Here is a 15467-nt window from a genome sequence, read left to right as displayed (position 1 = left end):
GCTGCCACAGGCGCATTGCGTTACAGGCCTTCCAACTTGGCCGCATCGAACCCGTCCTTGGGCGAGAGTTCAACACCAGCTTTCGACATGCGCACTTCGACACCGGCATCCAGTAGCGCGGTCTTCAACCGATCCACTTCGCTGAAATCCTTGGTCTCCATCGCTTTTGCACGCACCGCCGCCAGCTTCTCGGCCAAAGGCGCAAGCAGGTCCGCTCCTGCTTCGGGTTCATCCGCCCAAGCGCCCATTTCGGGCGTCAGCAGCCCCAAGAACTGAGCCGACGCGAGCAAAGCGCCCGCATCACCAGCGCTCGCCAGTTTGTGCAACTCGGTAACCGCCCCCGCGCTGTTCAGGTCGCTCGCCACGGCCTCGACAACCGCAGGGGAAACGTCACCAGCAACAACGCCATCGGTCATCTTGCGCCACTTCTTCAGCGTGTCGCGGGCGGCCTGCGCTTTGGCTTCGGTCCAGTCCATCGGCTTGCGATAGTGGGTCTGCAGGAAGACCAAGCGGATCACTTCGCCCGGCCAGCCCTGCTGGAACAGGTCCTGCACGGTAAAGAAGTTGCCCAAGGATTTGGACATCTTCTTGCCTTCGACCTGAAGCATTTCGTTGTGTAGCCAGACCTTGGCAAAGCCGCCATCGGGGTTCGCGCAGCAGCTTTGCGCGATTTCGTTCTCGTGGTGCGGGAACATCAGGTCGTTGCCGCCGCCGTGGATGTCAAAGGACGCTCCAAGAAGCGCATCGCTCATGGCCGAACATTCGATGTGCCAGCCCGGACGACCGCGGCCCCAAGGGCTGTCCCAGCCGGGCAGATCATCGCCAGAGGGCTTCCACAGCACAAAATCCATCGGGTTGCGTTTGTAGGGCGCCACTTCCACGCGGGCACCGGCGATCATGTCATCGACCGAACGGCCCGACAGCTTGCCATAGCCCTCTTTCCAGCTGTCCACTGCAAACAGAACGTGCCCTTCGGCGGCATAAGCGTGGCCGCGGGAAATCAGCCCTTCGATCATGGAGATCATTTCGCCAATATACTCGGTTGCGCGGGGGGCCTGCGTCGGCTCCATCGCTCCCAAGGCGCCCATGTCATCAAGGAACCACTGAATGGTTTCGTCGGTGATCTCGCGGATATCGCGACCGGTTTCAGCGGCGCGGGCGTTGATCTTGTCATCGACGTCAGTGAAGTTCCGCACGTAGGTCACATGATCGGCGCCATACACGTGACGCAGCAGGCGGAACAGCAGGTCAAAGACCACCACAGGCCGCGCGTTCCCAAGATGGGCGCGGTCGTAGACGGTCGGTCCACAGACATACATCCGCACGTTCTGAGGGTCGATCGGCTGGAAAATCTCCCGCTGCCGCGACATCGTATTGTGAAGTGTAATCTGGGTCATGCCTGGTCCTCGCCCCAAGGTGTCGTATCGGGTCGCGGCGGGGATAGCATTACGGGTTTTCGGAAGAAAGCGCGAAACGGCCCGCCGGACAGTGTCTCAGCAGATCGAACAAATAATAGTAATGAATGCGCTCTGTTTCATGGGGCGGAATTACCACGCGTCACATCCCCTGCCAAGCATATTGCGAGCGGGCGCTTTGGGTTTTACCACTTTGACCATGACATTGATCTATCACACCCCTCTGCCGCGCGAGGTTCTGCGGGCTCAAAATGTTCCCGATGACTGGCCCATCGGGATCGCGGATCGTGTGCATTTCGGCGATCTGGATGCTTTGCAGCATGTAAACAATGCGGCCTATCTGAAGTGGCTCGAAAATATCCGCATCCACTATTTCAAGGATTGGGGCATTTGCCACTATCAGGACGGCGATCCGCGCATGGTTCTGAAGGCGCTGAGCATCGAGTACCACAAGGAAATGTCGTTAAACGAGGACTATGTGCTGACCGCGCGAACGGTGTCGTTCCGAAACACGAGTTTTACTCATGAATACGGGGTGTTCTGCGGCGATCTTCGAGTGTCTGCGCGGGCAGTGATTGTGATGATGCAGCCGGATGGGTCAGGCAAGATGGCGTTGCCCGAAGATGTGAAGCAGCGGTTTGTAGAGATTGATCGAGCCGATGCTGGCTGAGGGCGGATGGGGGCTGTCTGCCCCCTCTTGGCGCTCGGGCGCCAATTCACCCCCGAGGGTATTTTCGCAAAGATGAAAGAAGAAAGGCGCGCCGGTTGTGGACGCGCCTTTTTGTCTTCGATTAGGCGTTCTGGACGTATTTGACCAGACCGAGGGTCGAGCCGTCTTTGCCCGCGCCGTCTTGTTCGCCCGAAAGGATCGGGTCGAGGGCCAGCGCCAGTTCTTTGCCCAGTTCAACGCCCCACTGGTCGTAGGAGTTGATGCCGAGGATCGTGCCTTCGACGAACACGCGGTGCTCGTAGAGCGCGATGATCTGACCAAGGACGTAGGGCGTCATTTTAGGGTAGATCAACGTGGTCGACGGGCGGTTGCCCGAGAAGACGCGGTGACGTGCTTGGCGCTCCAGCTCGTCACCGGTCAGACCTTTGGCAGCCATCCGTTCGCGGCATTCATCCAACGAGCGGCCGCGCAGCAGCGCTTCGGATTGAGCGAAGCAGTTGGCGACCAGAAGTTTGTGGTGGTGCGCCAGATCCTCTTCGTGGCCTTTGGCGGCGACCATGAATTCCACGGGGACCACTTGGGTGCCCTGATGGATCAGCTGGTAGAAGGCGTGCTGACCGTTGGTACCAGGCTCGCCCCAAACGATCGGACCGGCTTGGTTTGTCAGGTCAGAGCCGTCCATAGACACCGATTTGCCGTTCGACTCCATTTCCAGCTGTTGGAAATACGCGGGCAGTCGACCCAGGCGGTTGTCATAGGGCAGAACGGCGCGGGTGCCATGGCCGCTGAGCTGGTGATGCCAAATGCCGACCAGAGCCAGCAGGACAGGCAGGTTTTCCGAGAAGTCGGCGGTCAGGAAGTGGGTGTCCATCGCATCGCCGCCCTGCAGGAAGGCGCGGAAGTCGTCGGCTCCGATCGCGATCATGACCGACAGGCCAATCGGGCCCCACATGGAGTAGCGGCCGCCAACCCAGTCTTCGAAGCCAAAGACGCGCTCTGCCGCGATGCCCCATTCAGCCGCTTTGTCATCAGCCGAGCTGAGCGCCGCGAATTGTGCGCCGGTGTCCGAAACTTGCTCTGCCATCCACTTGCGGGCGGTCTCGGCGTTGGTCATCGTTTCGATGGTGGTGAAGGTTTTGGAAGCGACGATCACCAGCGTGGTGGTCGGGTCGCATTTCTTGAGCACATCGTGGATGTCGGCGCCGTCTACGTTCGAGACATAGTGGCAGGCAGGTCCATCGGCGTAGGGGGACAGCGCGCGGTAGGCCATCGCCGGGCCAAGATCGGAACCACCGATGCCGATGTTGATCACGTCGGTGATCTTGCCGCCCTGTGCGCTGTAGCTGCCGTCGCGGACTGCGGTGGCAAAGGCTTCCATTCGGCTCAGGGTGTCCAGCACTTCAGGCATCACATCTTGGCCGTCGACCTCGACCTTGCGACCGTCCAGGTTGCGCAGAGCGGTGTGCAGGACCGAGCGGCCCTCTGTTTCATTGATCTTCTCGCCTGCAAACATGGCGTCGCGGCGAGCGGCAACGCCTGCGGTTTCCGCCAGCGCGATCAGGGATGCGCGGGTGTCGGCGTCGATGTTGGTCTTCGAGTAGTCAAACAGCATGTCCCCGAGCGCCGCCGAGAAATCGCCAAAACGATCGCCGTCGGCAAACAGGTTAAGGATGTTGCGGCCCTCGGTGCGGGCGTAATGCGCCTTGAGGTCAGTCCACATATAAAATTACTCCGTCCAATGAATTTGGGCCCGATCAAGGACAGATGCGACGGGCGCTTCCATCGGCTCGAGCGAACGGGCTTTTTCTAGTGCCTCGCGCTTTTCCGCGCCAGTGATCACGATGTGAAGGTTTGTTGAATCCTGCAGCACGCGGGCCGAGAGCGTGATACGCGGCTCTGGCGCGCCGGGCGCGCGCATGGGCAGCAGGATCGGGGCGTCGGGCGACAGCGCCTCTTCCAAACGATCCGCGCCGGGGAACAGCGAGGCCGTGTGCATGTCAGCGCCCATCCCAAGTAAACACACCGACAGCGGCAGCGACGGTTCGATGCCAGCGGCCAGCGCTTCCATCGACTCCTCGGGCGTTTCGGTCGGTGCATATAGGGGCACGTACTTCGCAGCCGCAGCTTTGTTGATCAGCAAGCGCTGGCGCAACAGGCGCGTGTTCGAACGTTCGTGATCCTCGGGGACCCAGCGTTCGTCGTTTAGCAAAACGTCGACGCGGTCCCAATCCAGAGCGACCTCGTTCAGCGCGTCAAAGATCGGGCCGGGCGTGGTGCCACCGGGCACACAAAGCGAGGCACGATCACCGGTACGCAGGGACTCGCCCAATTCACCGGCGATGATGTTCGCGAGATCGATCATCATCATCTCGCGGTCGGGATATTCGTTAAAGTTCATTCCTTGATCTCTCTCCAGCGGCGGCCGTCGCGGTGCATCAGCATCAACGCATCATCCGGTCCGGCGCTGCCAGTATCGTAGGGTTTGGGAACGTCATTGCGGTTGGTCCACCCGTTGATGATCGGGTCGGTCCAAGCCCACGCAGCCTCGACTTCGTCGCCGCGCATAAACAGGGTCTGGTTGCCGCGGATCACGTCCATGATCAGGCGTTCGTATGCGTCGGGCACCTCCTCTGCGTCCGGCCCCAAAGCCTCGGCAAAGGTCATGTCCAGAGGCACGTCCACCAAACGCATACCGCCCGGCCCCGGTTCCTTGATCGTCACGCCAAGGGTCATGCCCTCGTTCGGTTGCAGGCGAATGGTCAGCACATTGCGGTGCACGCCTGCTTCAGCGCCAAAGATCGAGTGCGGCGCATCCTTGAAGACCACAGCGATTTCGCTGGTGCGTGCCTTCAGGCGTTTGCCGGTGCGCATGTAGAACGGGGTCCCGGCCCAACGCCAGTTCGAGATTTCGCAGCGCATGGCGACAAAGCTCTCGGTGAACGAGCGGGGGTTTTCTACGTCTTCGCGGTAGCTCGCGCATTTTTCCGAGGCACTGTACTGGCCGCGCACAATATGATGCGGTTCGACCGGATCCAGCGCGCGAATGACTTTGAGCTTCTCGTCGCGAACGGCGTCGGGATCAAACTTGGCGGGCGGCTCCATCGCGATCAGGCACAAGAGCTGCATCAGGTGGTTCTGCACCATGTCCCGCATCGCGCCCGAGGTGTCGTAGTAGCTGCCGCGCCCACCAACGCCCACCGTCTCGGCCACGGTGATCTGGATGTGGTCGACATACTGGCTGTTCCACAGGGGTTCGAACAGCATGTTGCCAAAGCGCACAGCCATCAGGTTCTGGACGGTTTCTTTGCCCAAGTAGTGGTCGATACGGTAGATCTGACCTTCGTGGAAGTGCTCTGCCAGCGACTTGTTCAGTGCGCGAGCGGTTTCCAGATCCTTGCCGAAGGGTTTCTCGACGACGATACGGGCGTCGTCATCGGCCAGTTCGAACGTCTTCAGACGCTCTGCGATGGTGCCGAACAGGCTGGGTGCGACCGAGAAGTAGAAGGCGCGGATCATGTCGGGGCGTAGCAGATCCCCCAGTTCTTTCCAGCCGCCGTCGCCCTTGGCATCGACAGCCACGTAGAACACGCGTTCCAAGAATTTCTCAAGGTTTTCGGTATCTTTGGCCGACTTGGGATCGAACTCTTCTACGGCCTCTTTGACCATGGTGCGGAACTCGTCGCAGGTCATGTCAGAACGGGCTGCGCCGATGATCCGGCCTTCGTCAGGCATCTGGCCGCTGGCATAGCGGCGGAAGAGGCCGGGCAGGATTTTGCGGCGGGCCAGATCGCCGGTACCGCCAAAAATGACGAGATCGAAAGAATCGACCGGAATAACGCGTGAAACCATGTTTCCCTCCTCGGGTCTGACGAGCCTTGGGCTTGTTAGCGCTAACTTTGCCGCCCGTTTAAACGACATGGGGGCGGAAGTCTACCGCTACGTAGATCATCGCCCCCATAAGGTAACACTAAAATGTTGTTTTCTTTCAACCCAGCTTGCGCAAACGGGCCATCAAAGACGAAGTATCCCAACGCCCTCCGCCCATGGCTTGGACATCTTTGTAGTACTGGTCGATCAGCGCAGTGCCCGGCAGGCTGGCACCCAGCTCTTCGCCGGTGCGCAGGCAGATATCGAGGTCCTTGCGCATCCAGTCCACTGCAAAGCCAAAGTCATATTCGTCCTTGGCCATGGTTTGGTGGCGGTTCGCCATCTGCCAGCTGCCCGCAGCGCCTTGGCTGATCACCTCGACCACCGCTTCGATGTCCAGACCTGCTTTGCCCGCAAAGTTCAGCCCTTCGGCCAGACCTTGGACAAGGCCCGCGATACAGATTTGGTTGACCATCTTGGTCATCTGGCCCGCACCACTGTCGCCCAAGCGGCGGCAGATTTTCGAATAGGCGTCGATGACAGGCTCAGCCTTGGCATAGGCGTCTTCGTCGCCGCCACACATCACCGACAGGACGCCATTTTCAGCGCCCGCCTGTCCGCCACTAATCGGGGCGTCGACAAAGCTCAGGCCCTTCTCTTTGGCGATTGCATAGAGTTCGGATGTGACGGCAGCGGAAACGGTGGTGTGGTCCACAAGGATCGCGCCCGCGTCCATTCCCGCGAACGCGCCGTTTTCGCCTGCACAGACCTGACGCAAATCGTCGTCGTTGCCCACGCAGGTCATCACAAATTCGGCACCCTTGGCTGCTTCGGCAGGTGTCGCCGCAAACGACCCACCGAATTCCTCGGCCCATTTTTCTGCTTTGGCGGTGGTACGGTTATAGACAGTTACGCTATGACCGGCCTTGGCAAGGTGGCCAGCCATTGGATACCCCATGACCCCGAGACCCAGAAACGCGACTTTTGCCATGATGAATACCCCCTTGCGTCTTTTCCATTGGCGTCACACACCTTCCTAAGCCGGATAGCGCGCCGGTCAACCAAAGAGGTATCGATGAAGAGAGTATTTAAGTGGCTTTTGCGCTTGACCGTCGCGTCCGTTGTGGCGGCGACACTGGCTGTTCTGGCGATCTATTATCTGGCCGCACGGTCCCTGCCCGACTATAGCCGCGACATACAACTCTCTGGTGCCAAGGGCGAAATCGAAATCGTTCGCGATACGGCGGCCGTCCCGCACATTTTTGCAGACGACGATTTCGACGTGTTTTTCGGCCTGGGTTATGCGCAAGCGCAAGACCGCCTCTGGCAGATTGTCATGATGCGCCGCACGGCCCAAGGACGCCTGTCCGAACTCTTTGGCGAACGCACGTTGCCCATCGACCGGCTGATGCGGCAGCTTGATTTGTATAACCTTGCCGCCCGTTCGGTCGAAGTCCAGACGCCCGAAGCACGGATCGCACTGGACGGTTACGCGGCAGGCGTGAATGCCCGCCTGCGCGAAATCAACGAAAAGGCGTTGGGCCGCGGCGCGCCCGAGATGTTCCTGTTCCCCGCGCAGATCGCCCCTTGGACGCCCGCTGACTCTCTGGCCGTCCTGAAACTCATGTCCGTGCAACTGTCCGGTCATCTAGAGGCCGAGGTCCTGCGCGCCCAAGCTTCGATGATGCTGACGCCCGAACGGGTCAAGGACATCCTGCCCGATGTCCCCGGAGAAGGGATCGCGGCGCTGCCCGAGTATGCCTCTCTCTTTGAAGCGCCCCTGCCCGCATTGGCCCGCGCCGATCAGGCCAAAGACCCGCTTTCGCCCTTTCCCGAACTGGATTTTGCTGGCGCGTCCAATGCCTTTGTCGCCAGCGACCTGCGGTCTGCGGCGGGTGGCGCATTATTAGCCAACGACCCGCATCTCGGCTTCAGTGCCCCGACCATCTGGTATCTGGCGCGGTTGGAGTTGCAGTCCGGCGGCGTGATTGGTGGGAGCATCCCAGGCATTCCTCTGATCCTCTCTGGCAGGAGCGAGAAGCTGGGTTGGGGGCTGACCTCATCCTATCTTGATGATCAGGATTTGTTTATCGAAGAAGTGAACCCCGACAATCCCGATGAATACCGGACGAATACGGGGTTCTCTGCTTTCGAAACCCGCCGGACCATCATTCGGATCAAGGATCAGGCCCCGCAGACCTTTACCCTGCGTTGGACCCGAAATGGGCCAGTTATCCCTGCGGACCACTACAATATCGGCAGCGTGACCCCGCGCGGCCACGTAGCGGCCCTGTCATGGACTATGCTGACGCCGCGCGATACCTCCTTCAGCGCCGCTTACAAGATCATGACCGCAAAGTCCGTGCCTGCCGCGATTGATGCGGGCAAAGACTATATTGCGCCCTCTCAGAACCTGTCTCTGGCGGATGCGCAGGGAAATATTGGCCTCAAACTGATCGGCGCGATGCCCCGTCGTTTGTCCAGCCACCAGAGCGAAGGGCGACTGCCGAGCCCCGGTTGGCTGAACCGAAACCGCTGGCGCGGGCGGCTCGATTATCAGAGTGTAAACCCTGAATTCCTGAACCCCGAAGGCGGCATTCTGGGCAATACCAATAACAAGATCGTTGATCGTCCCTTCCCCGAGCATGTTTCCTTTGAATGGGGCGATACCGAGCGCGTGCAACGCTTTCAACGCTTGATGCAGGCCCGCAAGGTCCACACACGCGAGAGCTTTATCGAGGCACAATTGGACACCGTGTCTGTGACGGCGCGGACCCTACTGCCACTGATTGGCGCAGATTTGTGGTTCACGGGCGAAGCTTCAGCCGAAGGCACCCGAGAGCGCACTCGGGATCTGGCCCTCGAGATGCTGGCTGGTTGGAATGGTGAAATGAACGAGCACATGCCCGAACCGCTGATTTACGCGGCATGGCTGCGCGAATTGCAGGACCGGCTGATCCGTGATGAACTTGGTCCGCTTGCCACCAAGTTCCGTCATATCGAACCACTATTCATTGAGCGGGTCTACCGCGATGTCGACGGCGCCGCAGCATGGTGTGACGTTCGCCAGTCCGCTGCCCCAGAAAGCTGTGCCGACATGGCGCGTTTGGCTCTGGATGACGCCTTGGTCTGGATTTCAGAGACCTACGGCACCAAACTGGAAAGCCTGCGCTGGGGCGATGCCCACCAAGCTACCCACGATCATCAGGTGCTGGGGGAATTGCCTGTGCTTCGCTATTTCGTCAACATCCGCCAGTCCACCAGCGGCGGCGACGATACGCTCCTGCGCGGTCTGACCAAGGGGACGGGGCCGAACCCGTTCTTGAACGTGCATGGTGCAGGCTATCGTGGCGTTTATGATTTTGCTGATCCAGAGAGCTCTGTGTTTGTCACGTCAACAGGTCAGTCGGGGCATTTCCTCTCGCGGCATTACGACGACCTTGGTGTGCGCTGGCGTCTGGGAGAGTACGTGCCCATGGCTCTTGATCCCGACTTGGCACGGGCGGCGAACCTCGGGATTACAAAGATTGTGCCAGAGGCGCAGTGAACTGCGGCCCTGACCTAGACGCAGTCAAAGGTCAGGGCAATGTCCGCCCGATAGATCTGATCTGGCCGCAAGATCACGTCACAAGGGCAGAGATCGGAAGGCATATTCACCGCATTCGGCCAGGCCTGAGGTTCAAGGCAAATGGCGTCGAATTTCTGGTAGAGGCGTCCTGCCTTTCCTTCAATCGCGCCGTCGAACGCATTGCTGGTGTAGACCTGAAGTCCCAGTTGGTTCGTTTTCAATGTCATACGGCGACCGGTGTGCTGATCCGTTAAGACAGCTTTGCCTTGGTCCAGACACAGGCAATGGTCGTATCCATCCAGTGCGCCTGCGCGGATGGCAGTGGCGCAGCGGCGTCCGGATCGGAAGTCAAACGGGGTGGCCCCTACAGGCTCTGCGCCGATTGGAATCTGCTGCGCATCTGTGGGCAGATAGTGTCCAGCTGGCACCGTCACTTCGTACTCCAAAGCCGAGGCAGGCCGATCTGCCAAGGCGCTGTGACCAGCCAAGGCAAAGTAACTGTGATGGGTCATCGCGAGCGGCGTCGGAGCATCCGTATGGCCCTCGTAAGAGATATGCAGGGTGTGCCCCTGCTCGGACGTCTCAAGCACATAACGCGTTTGAACCGAAAGCGCGCCGGGGAAGCCTTGGTCCCCACTGGGGCTGTCCAGCGAAAGTGTGACAGAGGCGGCGTCCACCTCCGTGATGATCCAGTTCTTGCGATCAAAGCCTTCAGGCCCGCCGTGTAATGTGTTCGTTCCGTTGTTCTGTGGCAGTCGGTAGGTTTTCCCCTCCAGCGTGAACATGCCGTTCGCGATCCGGTTGGCCACGCGCCCGACGGTGGCGCCAAAATTCTTGCGGTGCGCCAGGTAGCCGTCCAGCGTGTCATGCCCCAGTACGATGTCGTCCGTACGTCCATCGCGGTCGGGGATGAACAGGCTCTGAAGACCGGCGCCAAACGTGATGATGCGCGCTTCGGCCTGACCTGCCCGCAGCGTCACAGCCTCGACCGGAGTGCCATCCGGCATCCGTCCAAAGAATGCACGCTCAGTCATGGAACGCATCGGTCTGGCGGTAGTCCGCCAGCAGGAACGCATCCGCCACAAGCTGCATCGGTGCCAAATCCACTTCGCTTTGACCTGCCGCAATCAACTCGGCAAAGCGCTTGTAAAGTCGGCGGTATTCCTCGTCCTTGGCGGCGACCAAGCAGGTGCCATCCTGATGAAGGGTGGCCCCGCCGTCACGCAGAACGATGCTGCCGTTGTCTGTGTCGATCTCGATATCCCAAGTCTGAGGACCGGTTTGACGCCAGTCAAATACGGCATCAATCGGAGTGCCAGAGGCCGAGAGCATCTGCAACTCTGCCCCAATCGGCGCTTGTTTGTTCGCGGGGACTTCAAGCATGGCGCGGCTCAGGTGGATCGGCTCTGGCATGATCCGCGTCAAAATAGACAGTGCGTTGATGCCGGGATCAAAGACTCCCAGTCCACCGGGCTGCCAGATCCATTCTTGACCAGGGTGCCAATGGCGCACGTCTTCGCGCCACGAAATTCTGACGGCTTTGATCTCTGCGGTGGCCAGAAGGTCACGTGCTTTTTCGACGGCCGCGGCCTCGCGCGAATGCCATGTGGAAAAGAGGGTCACGCCCCGCGCGTCGGCCAGCCGGGCCAGAGCCTGCACCTCTGACACACTCGCTCCCGGTGGCTTTTCCAGCATGACGTGCCGGCCTACTGCGATCGCAGCAGCGGCCTGTTCAAATCGTCCCTGCGGCGGGGTGCACAGCGAAATTGCAGCGACATCAGAGCCTGCCAGCATGTGCTGGATGTCCGAATAGCACGCCACCCCTTCAAGCGTCGCGTTTCGGCTCGCGATGGCCTCTAGGCATAGGGCCGGAGTATCCGCAAGAGAAGGCAGGTGTTGGTTGCGCGCAATGGTCCCCAGACCCACGAGACCCAAGGAAATCGGGTGTGTCATCGGTAAGACTCCGGTTCAGATTAAAGGAAAGGCAGGTTCAGGCAGGCCCTGCGGCGCGCCCTCTATTTCGAAGATTGCACCGGACAGGGGCGCGGCCAATAGATCGTCGGGACCAAGCCCTTCGGTCGCCGAAGTGCAATAGAGCCGGTCAAAATTTGGACCACCCATTGCCGGACATGTCACGTGGGGCGCGGGCAACGGGAAACGCCCTTGGAATGCCCCCTCCGGTGTAATCACGTGTACGGCGCTATCGCCCCAGCATGCCACGGCAATCCGACCATCCGCCAGCACGACGGCGCCATCCAGATTGAGCCCCATCGTACGGACATCAGCCAACATCTCTTTGGGGGCCGATGGCCAACCGGCTTCGTCGACGGCCACCCGCCACAGGATGCCCTCTGGGGTGTCTGTGAAGTAAGCGCAGCCACGGGTGCGATCAAAGCAGATTGCGTTTGGGATCGTGATGTCGTCAAACAGCGCCCGCAACTCTCCTTGGGCGTAGCGATAGATCGCACCAGCCTTGGGTTGTGCTGATTTGCCCATAGTGCCGATCCAGAACCCGCCCCAAGGATCACATCGTCCGTCATTTGAACGGGTGATCGGATTGTCGGCCTCGAGCGCGATCAACCCGTCGCGGTTGCCGGTTTCGATGTCAAACAGCCACAAACCACTCTCCGACGCAATGAGCAGCCGCGCGGTGTCGATCCACGCCGCGGCGGAGTGCATTTCGGGCAGTTGCCATTGCCTAAGATCGCCACTGCCCTTTGCGAACAGACGCTGGCCGGTAATATCAAACCAGAACAGTTCTTGTCGCTCGGGGTGCCACAGCGGTCCTTCGCCAAGCTCACAGATTGTCGTGTCAAAGGCAGTCATTGTGGCTCTCCTGTTCGCGCTGCGTCATAGGCCGCGACCACTTTCTCGGCACGCTCGGCAATGTCGTCCCGTGACATGCCAGGGGTGTAAAGCGCGGTTCCAATTCCGAACCCGTCTGCGCCTGCCGCGAGCCATTGGGCAAAATTATCCGGGCCTGCGCCCCCTACAGCATAGACCTGCGTGCCTTTGGGCAGCACCGCGCGCATGGCATGAAGTCCCTTGGGACCGCTCATCGCCCCGGGAAAGAGTTTGAGTCCTGTGGCACCGGCGCGCAAAGCGGCGAAGGCTTCGGTCGGGGTGAAAACCCCGGGCCAACTTTCCAGCCCTTGGGCGCAGGTCGCTTTGATCACATCGGGGTTGCAGTCAGGGGACACCACCAATTTCCCGCCTGCTTCGGCAACTCGGGTCACATCTTCGGGGGTCAGAACCGTTCCGGCACCGATCAGAGCACGATCTGACAGAGCCTCCGCCATCGCGGCGATCGATCGCAAGGGGTCGGGCGAATTCAAGGGCACTTCGATGGTTGAAATACCAGCCTCCAGCAGGGCTTCTGCTGCCGCAACGGCTTCGGGCGGCGTGATGCCGCGGAGAATGGCGATGATATTCCGGCGGGTCATTTTTGCCTCATGAAATGGAGGTGTGTCAGTCCAGCCAGCACGAGGTCTGCGCCGTCCAAGGACTCGGCAGGCTGGCCCAGTATCTCGGTGGCCTGTACATATAGGTCGGTTAGTTTGCCCGCCCCGATCAAAACAATTGCTGTGCCTTGGGGCACCTGCGCCAATTCCGCACCGATCAGCAGCCCAGATAGGCGCGACCCTGCAGCATCGGGTGTATCCTCGGACACCAAACCCTTGGCGCGGATCGAAAAGAGCTGCGCCAATTCTTGACCAGAGGCACCTGCCCTCACCCCCTCTGCAAAGGCGGCCTGATCCACAGAGTCACCACCGACCGAATGACGAAGGATCGAGTGCTGCCCGAGTATCGCAAACAGCTCTCCGGTCATGTGGGTGGTGAAGTTTTGAACCTGGTGATCCTTGATCCAGACGTGTTTCGAATGTGTCCCCGGCAATATGATCAGGCCGTTGAAGTCTGGCCGATGACGCAGGAAGCCAGCGATTTGCACTTCCTCGCCTCGCATTACATCCGGCGGGCAAAGTTGTGACAGGCCGCCGACGATCCTCACATCTATGCGGGGATCAGTAGTGGTGACGTGTACAAGCGTCTCTGCCGAAACGGGCGCACAAGGCACACCGCGATAGGGCGCTTCCTTCCACCCTTGCCTGGCTCCAACCATTCCACACGCAAGCACCGGCGTTTGGCCATCGGGGAGCCAATCATGGATGAGCCGCAGCAACGCGGGCTCGAAGCCCGAAGGCTCCAGACTGGCCATTCCGTCATCAGAAGTGGCGTGGCGCAGGACATGATCGCCGGCCATTGCCCAAGTCCGCAGCCGACTGGTTCCCCAGTCGACCGCGATCCACGTCTGATCGCTCCCTGCGGTCATCCGTTTTACGCCAAATCGTCCGGCAGGATCGACGCGGGGATGTTCTGGTAGCACACGGGGCGCAGGAAGCGGCGGATGGACAGGGTGCCGACCGATGTCGCGCCAAAGTTCGTGGACGCTGGGTACGGTCCGCCGTGAACCATGCTGTCGCAAACCTCGACACCCGTGGGGAAGCCGTTGGCCAGAACGCGGCCTGCCTTGCGCTCCAGCACCGGCAGCAAACGGCGCGCCAGAGTGGCATCGCTATCGTCCATGTGCAGGGTCGCGGTCAGCTGGCCGACAAAGGACTTGGCGACCTCGATCATCTGGGCTTCGTCTTTGGCGACCACGACCAGACCGAGGGGGCCAAAGACCTCTTCGCTCAGGGCGTGGTTGCCGATCCAGTCGTCCGCGGACACACGGAACAGGAATGGCTTGGCCTCGCGGGTGTCGCACATTGACGTCAGCATGTCCTGAACCCCAGCCGCGCCCTGCATCTTGGCCGCGCCATCGCGGTAGGCCGCCGCAATCCCGTCGGTCAGCATGACCTGCGCGCCGCTCTCGGACAGGGACGCGCGCGCCGCCTCGGCAAAGGCCTCGCCTTCGGAGCCCTCAAGCACCACAGCGATCCCGGGGTTGGTGCAGAACTGCCCCGCGCCCATGGTCAGCGATCCGGCCCACGCCTCGCCCAAGGCCGCCCCACGGCTGGCCACAGCCGAGGGCAGCATGAACATCGGGTTCACAGACCCAAGCTCGCCAAAGAACGGAATGGGTTCGTCCCGCTGCGCACACAGGTCAAACAGCGCGCGGCCCCCACCCAGCGATCCGGTAAAGCCAACCGCCTTGATCAGCGGATGCTGGACCAAAGCCTGCCCCACGTCGCGCTTGCCGCCCTGGATCAGGCTGAACACACCCTTGGGCATGCCGCACTTTTCCACGGCCGCAGCAATGGCCTCGGCCACAATCTCGCCGGTGCCGGGGTGGGCGCCATGGCCCTTGACCACAACAGGACAGCCCGCCGCCAAAGCCGCTGCCGTATCGCCGCCCGCCGTGCTGAACGCCAAAGGAAAGTTCGACGCGCCAAATACCGCCACAGGCCCGATGGGCCGCTGCATCATGCGCAGGTCCGGACGGGGCAAAGGCGCCCGATCCGGCAGAGCCTCATCATGCCGCCGGTCCAGATAGTCCCCTGCACGAATGTGGCTGGCAAACAACCGGATCTGCCCAACGGTCCGGCCCCGCTCGCCCACCAGACGCGCCTCAGGCAGGCCAGTCTCAGCACACCCAATCTCGGTGATCGCCTCGCCGCGCGCATCAATCTCGTCGGCGATCGCTTCCAAAAACTGCGCCCGTGTCTCGCGGCTGGAATAGCCGTACTCCCAGAACGCCTCTTCGGCGGCCTGACAAGCTTGGTCCACCAACGCGGGCGTACCAACGCTGAACTCGAACGCAGCGCCGCTCACCGGCTCGTTCTTGAATGTCGCGTCGCCCGCAACCCACTCACCGGCCACCAAATGCTTGCCGTGCGGTTCAAATCCCATCTCTCATCTCCTCTGCGCTCCAAGCCAGCTCAACAACCAACCCGCAAAACGCTCCATCTTTCATCTTTGCAAAAATACTCCCGCCGGAGGCACACGC

The 15467-nt window shown here is 60.7% G+C and carries 13 protein-coding genes; 2 read left to right on the top strand and 11 right to left on the bottom strand.

Features of this window, described 5'->3' with window-relative positions; translation table 11 throughout:
* Positions 1-20 precede the first annotated feature (20 nt).
* Entirely contained in the window at positions 21-1397 is a 1377-nt protein-coding gene (cysS, locus tag AB9K37_RS17505) for a cysteine--tRNA ligase (RefSeq protein WP_369841124.1), read from the bottom strand.
* Positions 1398-1614: 217 nt separating this feature from the next.
* Between cysS and AB9K37_RS17500 the strand changes: the two genes are divergently transcribed.
* Entirely contained in the window at positions 1615-2085 is a 471-nt protein-coding gene (locus tag AB9K37_RS17500; RefSeq protein WP_369841121.1) for an acyl-CoA thioesterase, read from the top strand.
* Positions 2086-2206: 121 nt separating this feature from the next.
* Here the strand turns inward: AB9K37_RS17500 and pgi are convergent, their stop codons facing one another.
* The 4 genes from pgi to AB9K37_RS17480 form a co-directional block, all read right to left on the bottom strand.
* The gene (gene pgi / locus AB9K37_RS17495; protein WP_369841118.1) at positions 2207-3805 is read right to left on the bottom strand and encodes a glucose-6-phosphate isomerase; all 1599 of its coding nucleotides are present in this window, start codon (positions 3803-3805) and stop codon (positions 2207-2209) included.
* A gap of 6 nt (positions 3806-3811) precedes the next feature.
* Positions 3812-4483, bottom strand: a complete 672-nt coding sequence (pgl, locus tag AB9K37_RS17490) for a 6-phosphogluconolactonase (protein WP_369841115.1) — start codon at positions 4481-4483, stop codon at positions 3812-3814.
* Positions 4480-5934: a glucose-6-phosphate dehydrogenase gene (gene zwf / locus AB9K37_RS17485; protein WP_369841113.1), complete on the bottom strand. Its 1455-nt coding sequence runs from the start codon at positions 5932-5934 to the stop codon at positions 4480-4482. The genes pgl and zwf overlap by 4 nt, the downstream gene beginning before the upstream one ends.
* Positions 5935-6070: 136 nt before the next feature.
* On the bottom strand, positions 6071-6943 hold the full coding sequence (locus AB9K37_RS17480; protein ID WP_072706426.1) for an NAD(P)-dependent oxidoreductase: 873 nt from the start codon (positions 6941-6943) through the stop codon (positions 6071-6073).
* 84 nt (positions 6944-7027) lie between these two features.
* Between AB9K37_RS17480 and AB9K37_RS17475 the strand changes: the two genes are divergently transcribed.
* On the top strand, positions 7028-9499 hold the full coding sequence (locus tag AB9K37_RS17475) for a penicillin acylase family protein (protein WP_369841110.1): 2472 nt from the start codon (positions 7028-7030) through the stop codon (positions 9497-9499).
* Positions 9500-9513: 14 nt separating this feature from the next.
* Here the strand turns inward: AB9K37_RS17475 and AB9K37_RS17470 are convergent, their stop codons facing one another.
* Genes AB9K37_RS17470 through AB9K37_RS17445 form a run of 6 tightly spaced genes read right to left on the bottom strand, consistent with a single transcriptional unit; the run spans position 9514 to position 15370 of the window.
* Positions 9514-10554: an aldose epimerase family protein gene (locus tag AB9K37_RS17470; protein WP_369841107.1), complete on the bottom strand. Its 1041-nt coding sequence runs from the start codon at positions 10552-10554 to the stop codon at positions 9514-9516.
* A complete protein-coding gene (locus tag AB9K37_RS17465; RefSeq protein WP_369841104.1) occupies positions 10547-11473 on the bottom strand; it encodes a Gfo/Idh/MocA family protein in 927 nt (308 codons plus the stop codon). The genes AB9K37_RS17470 and AB9K37_RS17465 overlap by 8 nt, the downstream gene beginning before the upstream one ends.
* A 15-nt stretch (positions 11474-11488) precedes the next feature.
* Positions 11489-12346 (bottom strand): SMP-30/gluconolactonase/LRE family protein, encoded by an 858-nt coding sequence (locus AB9K37_RS17460; protein WP_369841101.1) that lies wholly within the window; start codon positions 12344-12346, stop codon positions 11489-11491.
* Positions 12343-12963: a 2-dehydro-3-deoxy-6-phosphogalactonate aldolase gene (locus AB9K37_RS17455; protein ID WP_369841099.1), complete on the bottom strand. Its 621-nt coding sequence runs from the start codon at positions 12961-12963 to the stop codon at positions 12343-12345. Before AB9K37_RS17455 ends, AB9K37_RS17460 begins: the two co-directional genes overlap by 4 nt.
* Positions 12960-13850, bottom strand: coding sequence for a 2-dehydro-3-deoxygalactonokinase (locus tag AB9K37_RS17450; protein WP_369841096.1), 891 nt, complete (start codon positions 13848-13850; stop codon positions 12960-12962). The genes AB9K37_RS17455 and AB9K37_RS17450 overlap by 4 nt, the downstream gene beginning before the upstream one ends.
* A gap of 5 nt (positions 13851-13855) precedes the next feature.
* On the bottom strand, positions 13856-15370 hold the full coding sequence (locus AB9K37_RS17445; RefSeq protein WP_369841094.1) for an aldehyde dehydrogenase (NADP(+)): 1515 nt from the start codon (positions 15368-15370) through the stop codon (positions 13856-13858).
* Between the last annotated feature and the right edge of the window lie 97 nt (positions 15371-15467).

The organism is Donghicola sp. XS_ASV15 (assembly GCF_041224595.1).
Classification (GTDB): domain Bacteria; phylum Pseudomonadota; class Alphaproteobacteria; order Rhodobacterales; family Rhodobacteraceae; genus Donghicola.
The sequence above is the reverse complement of the archived record's forward strand: the minus strand, read 5'-3'. Positions and strand labels throughout refer to the sequence as shown.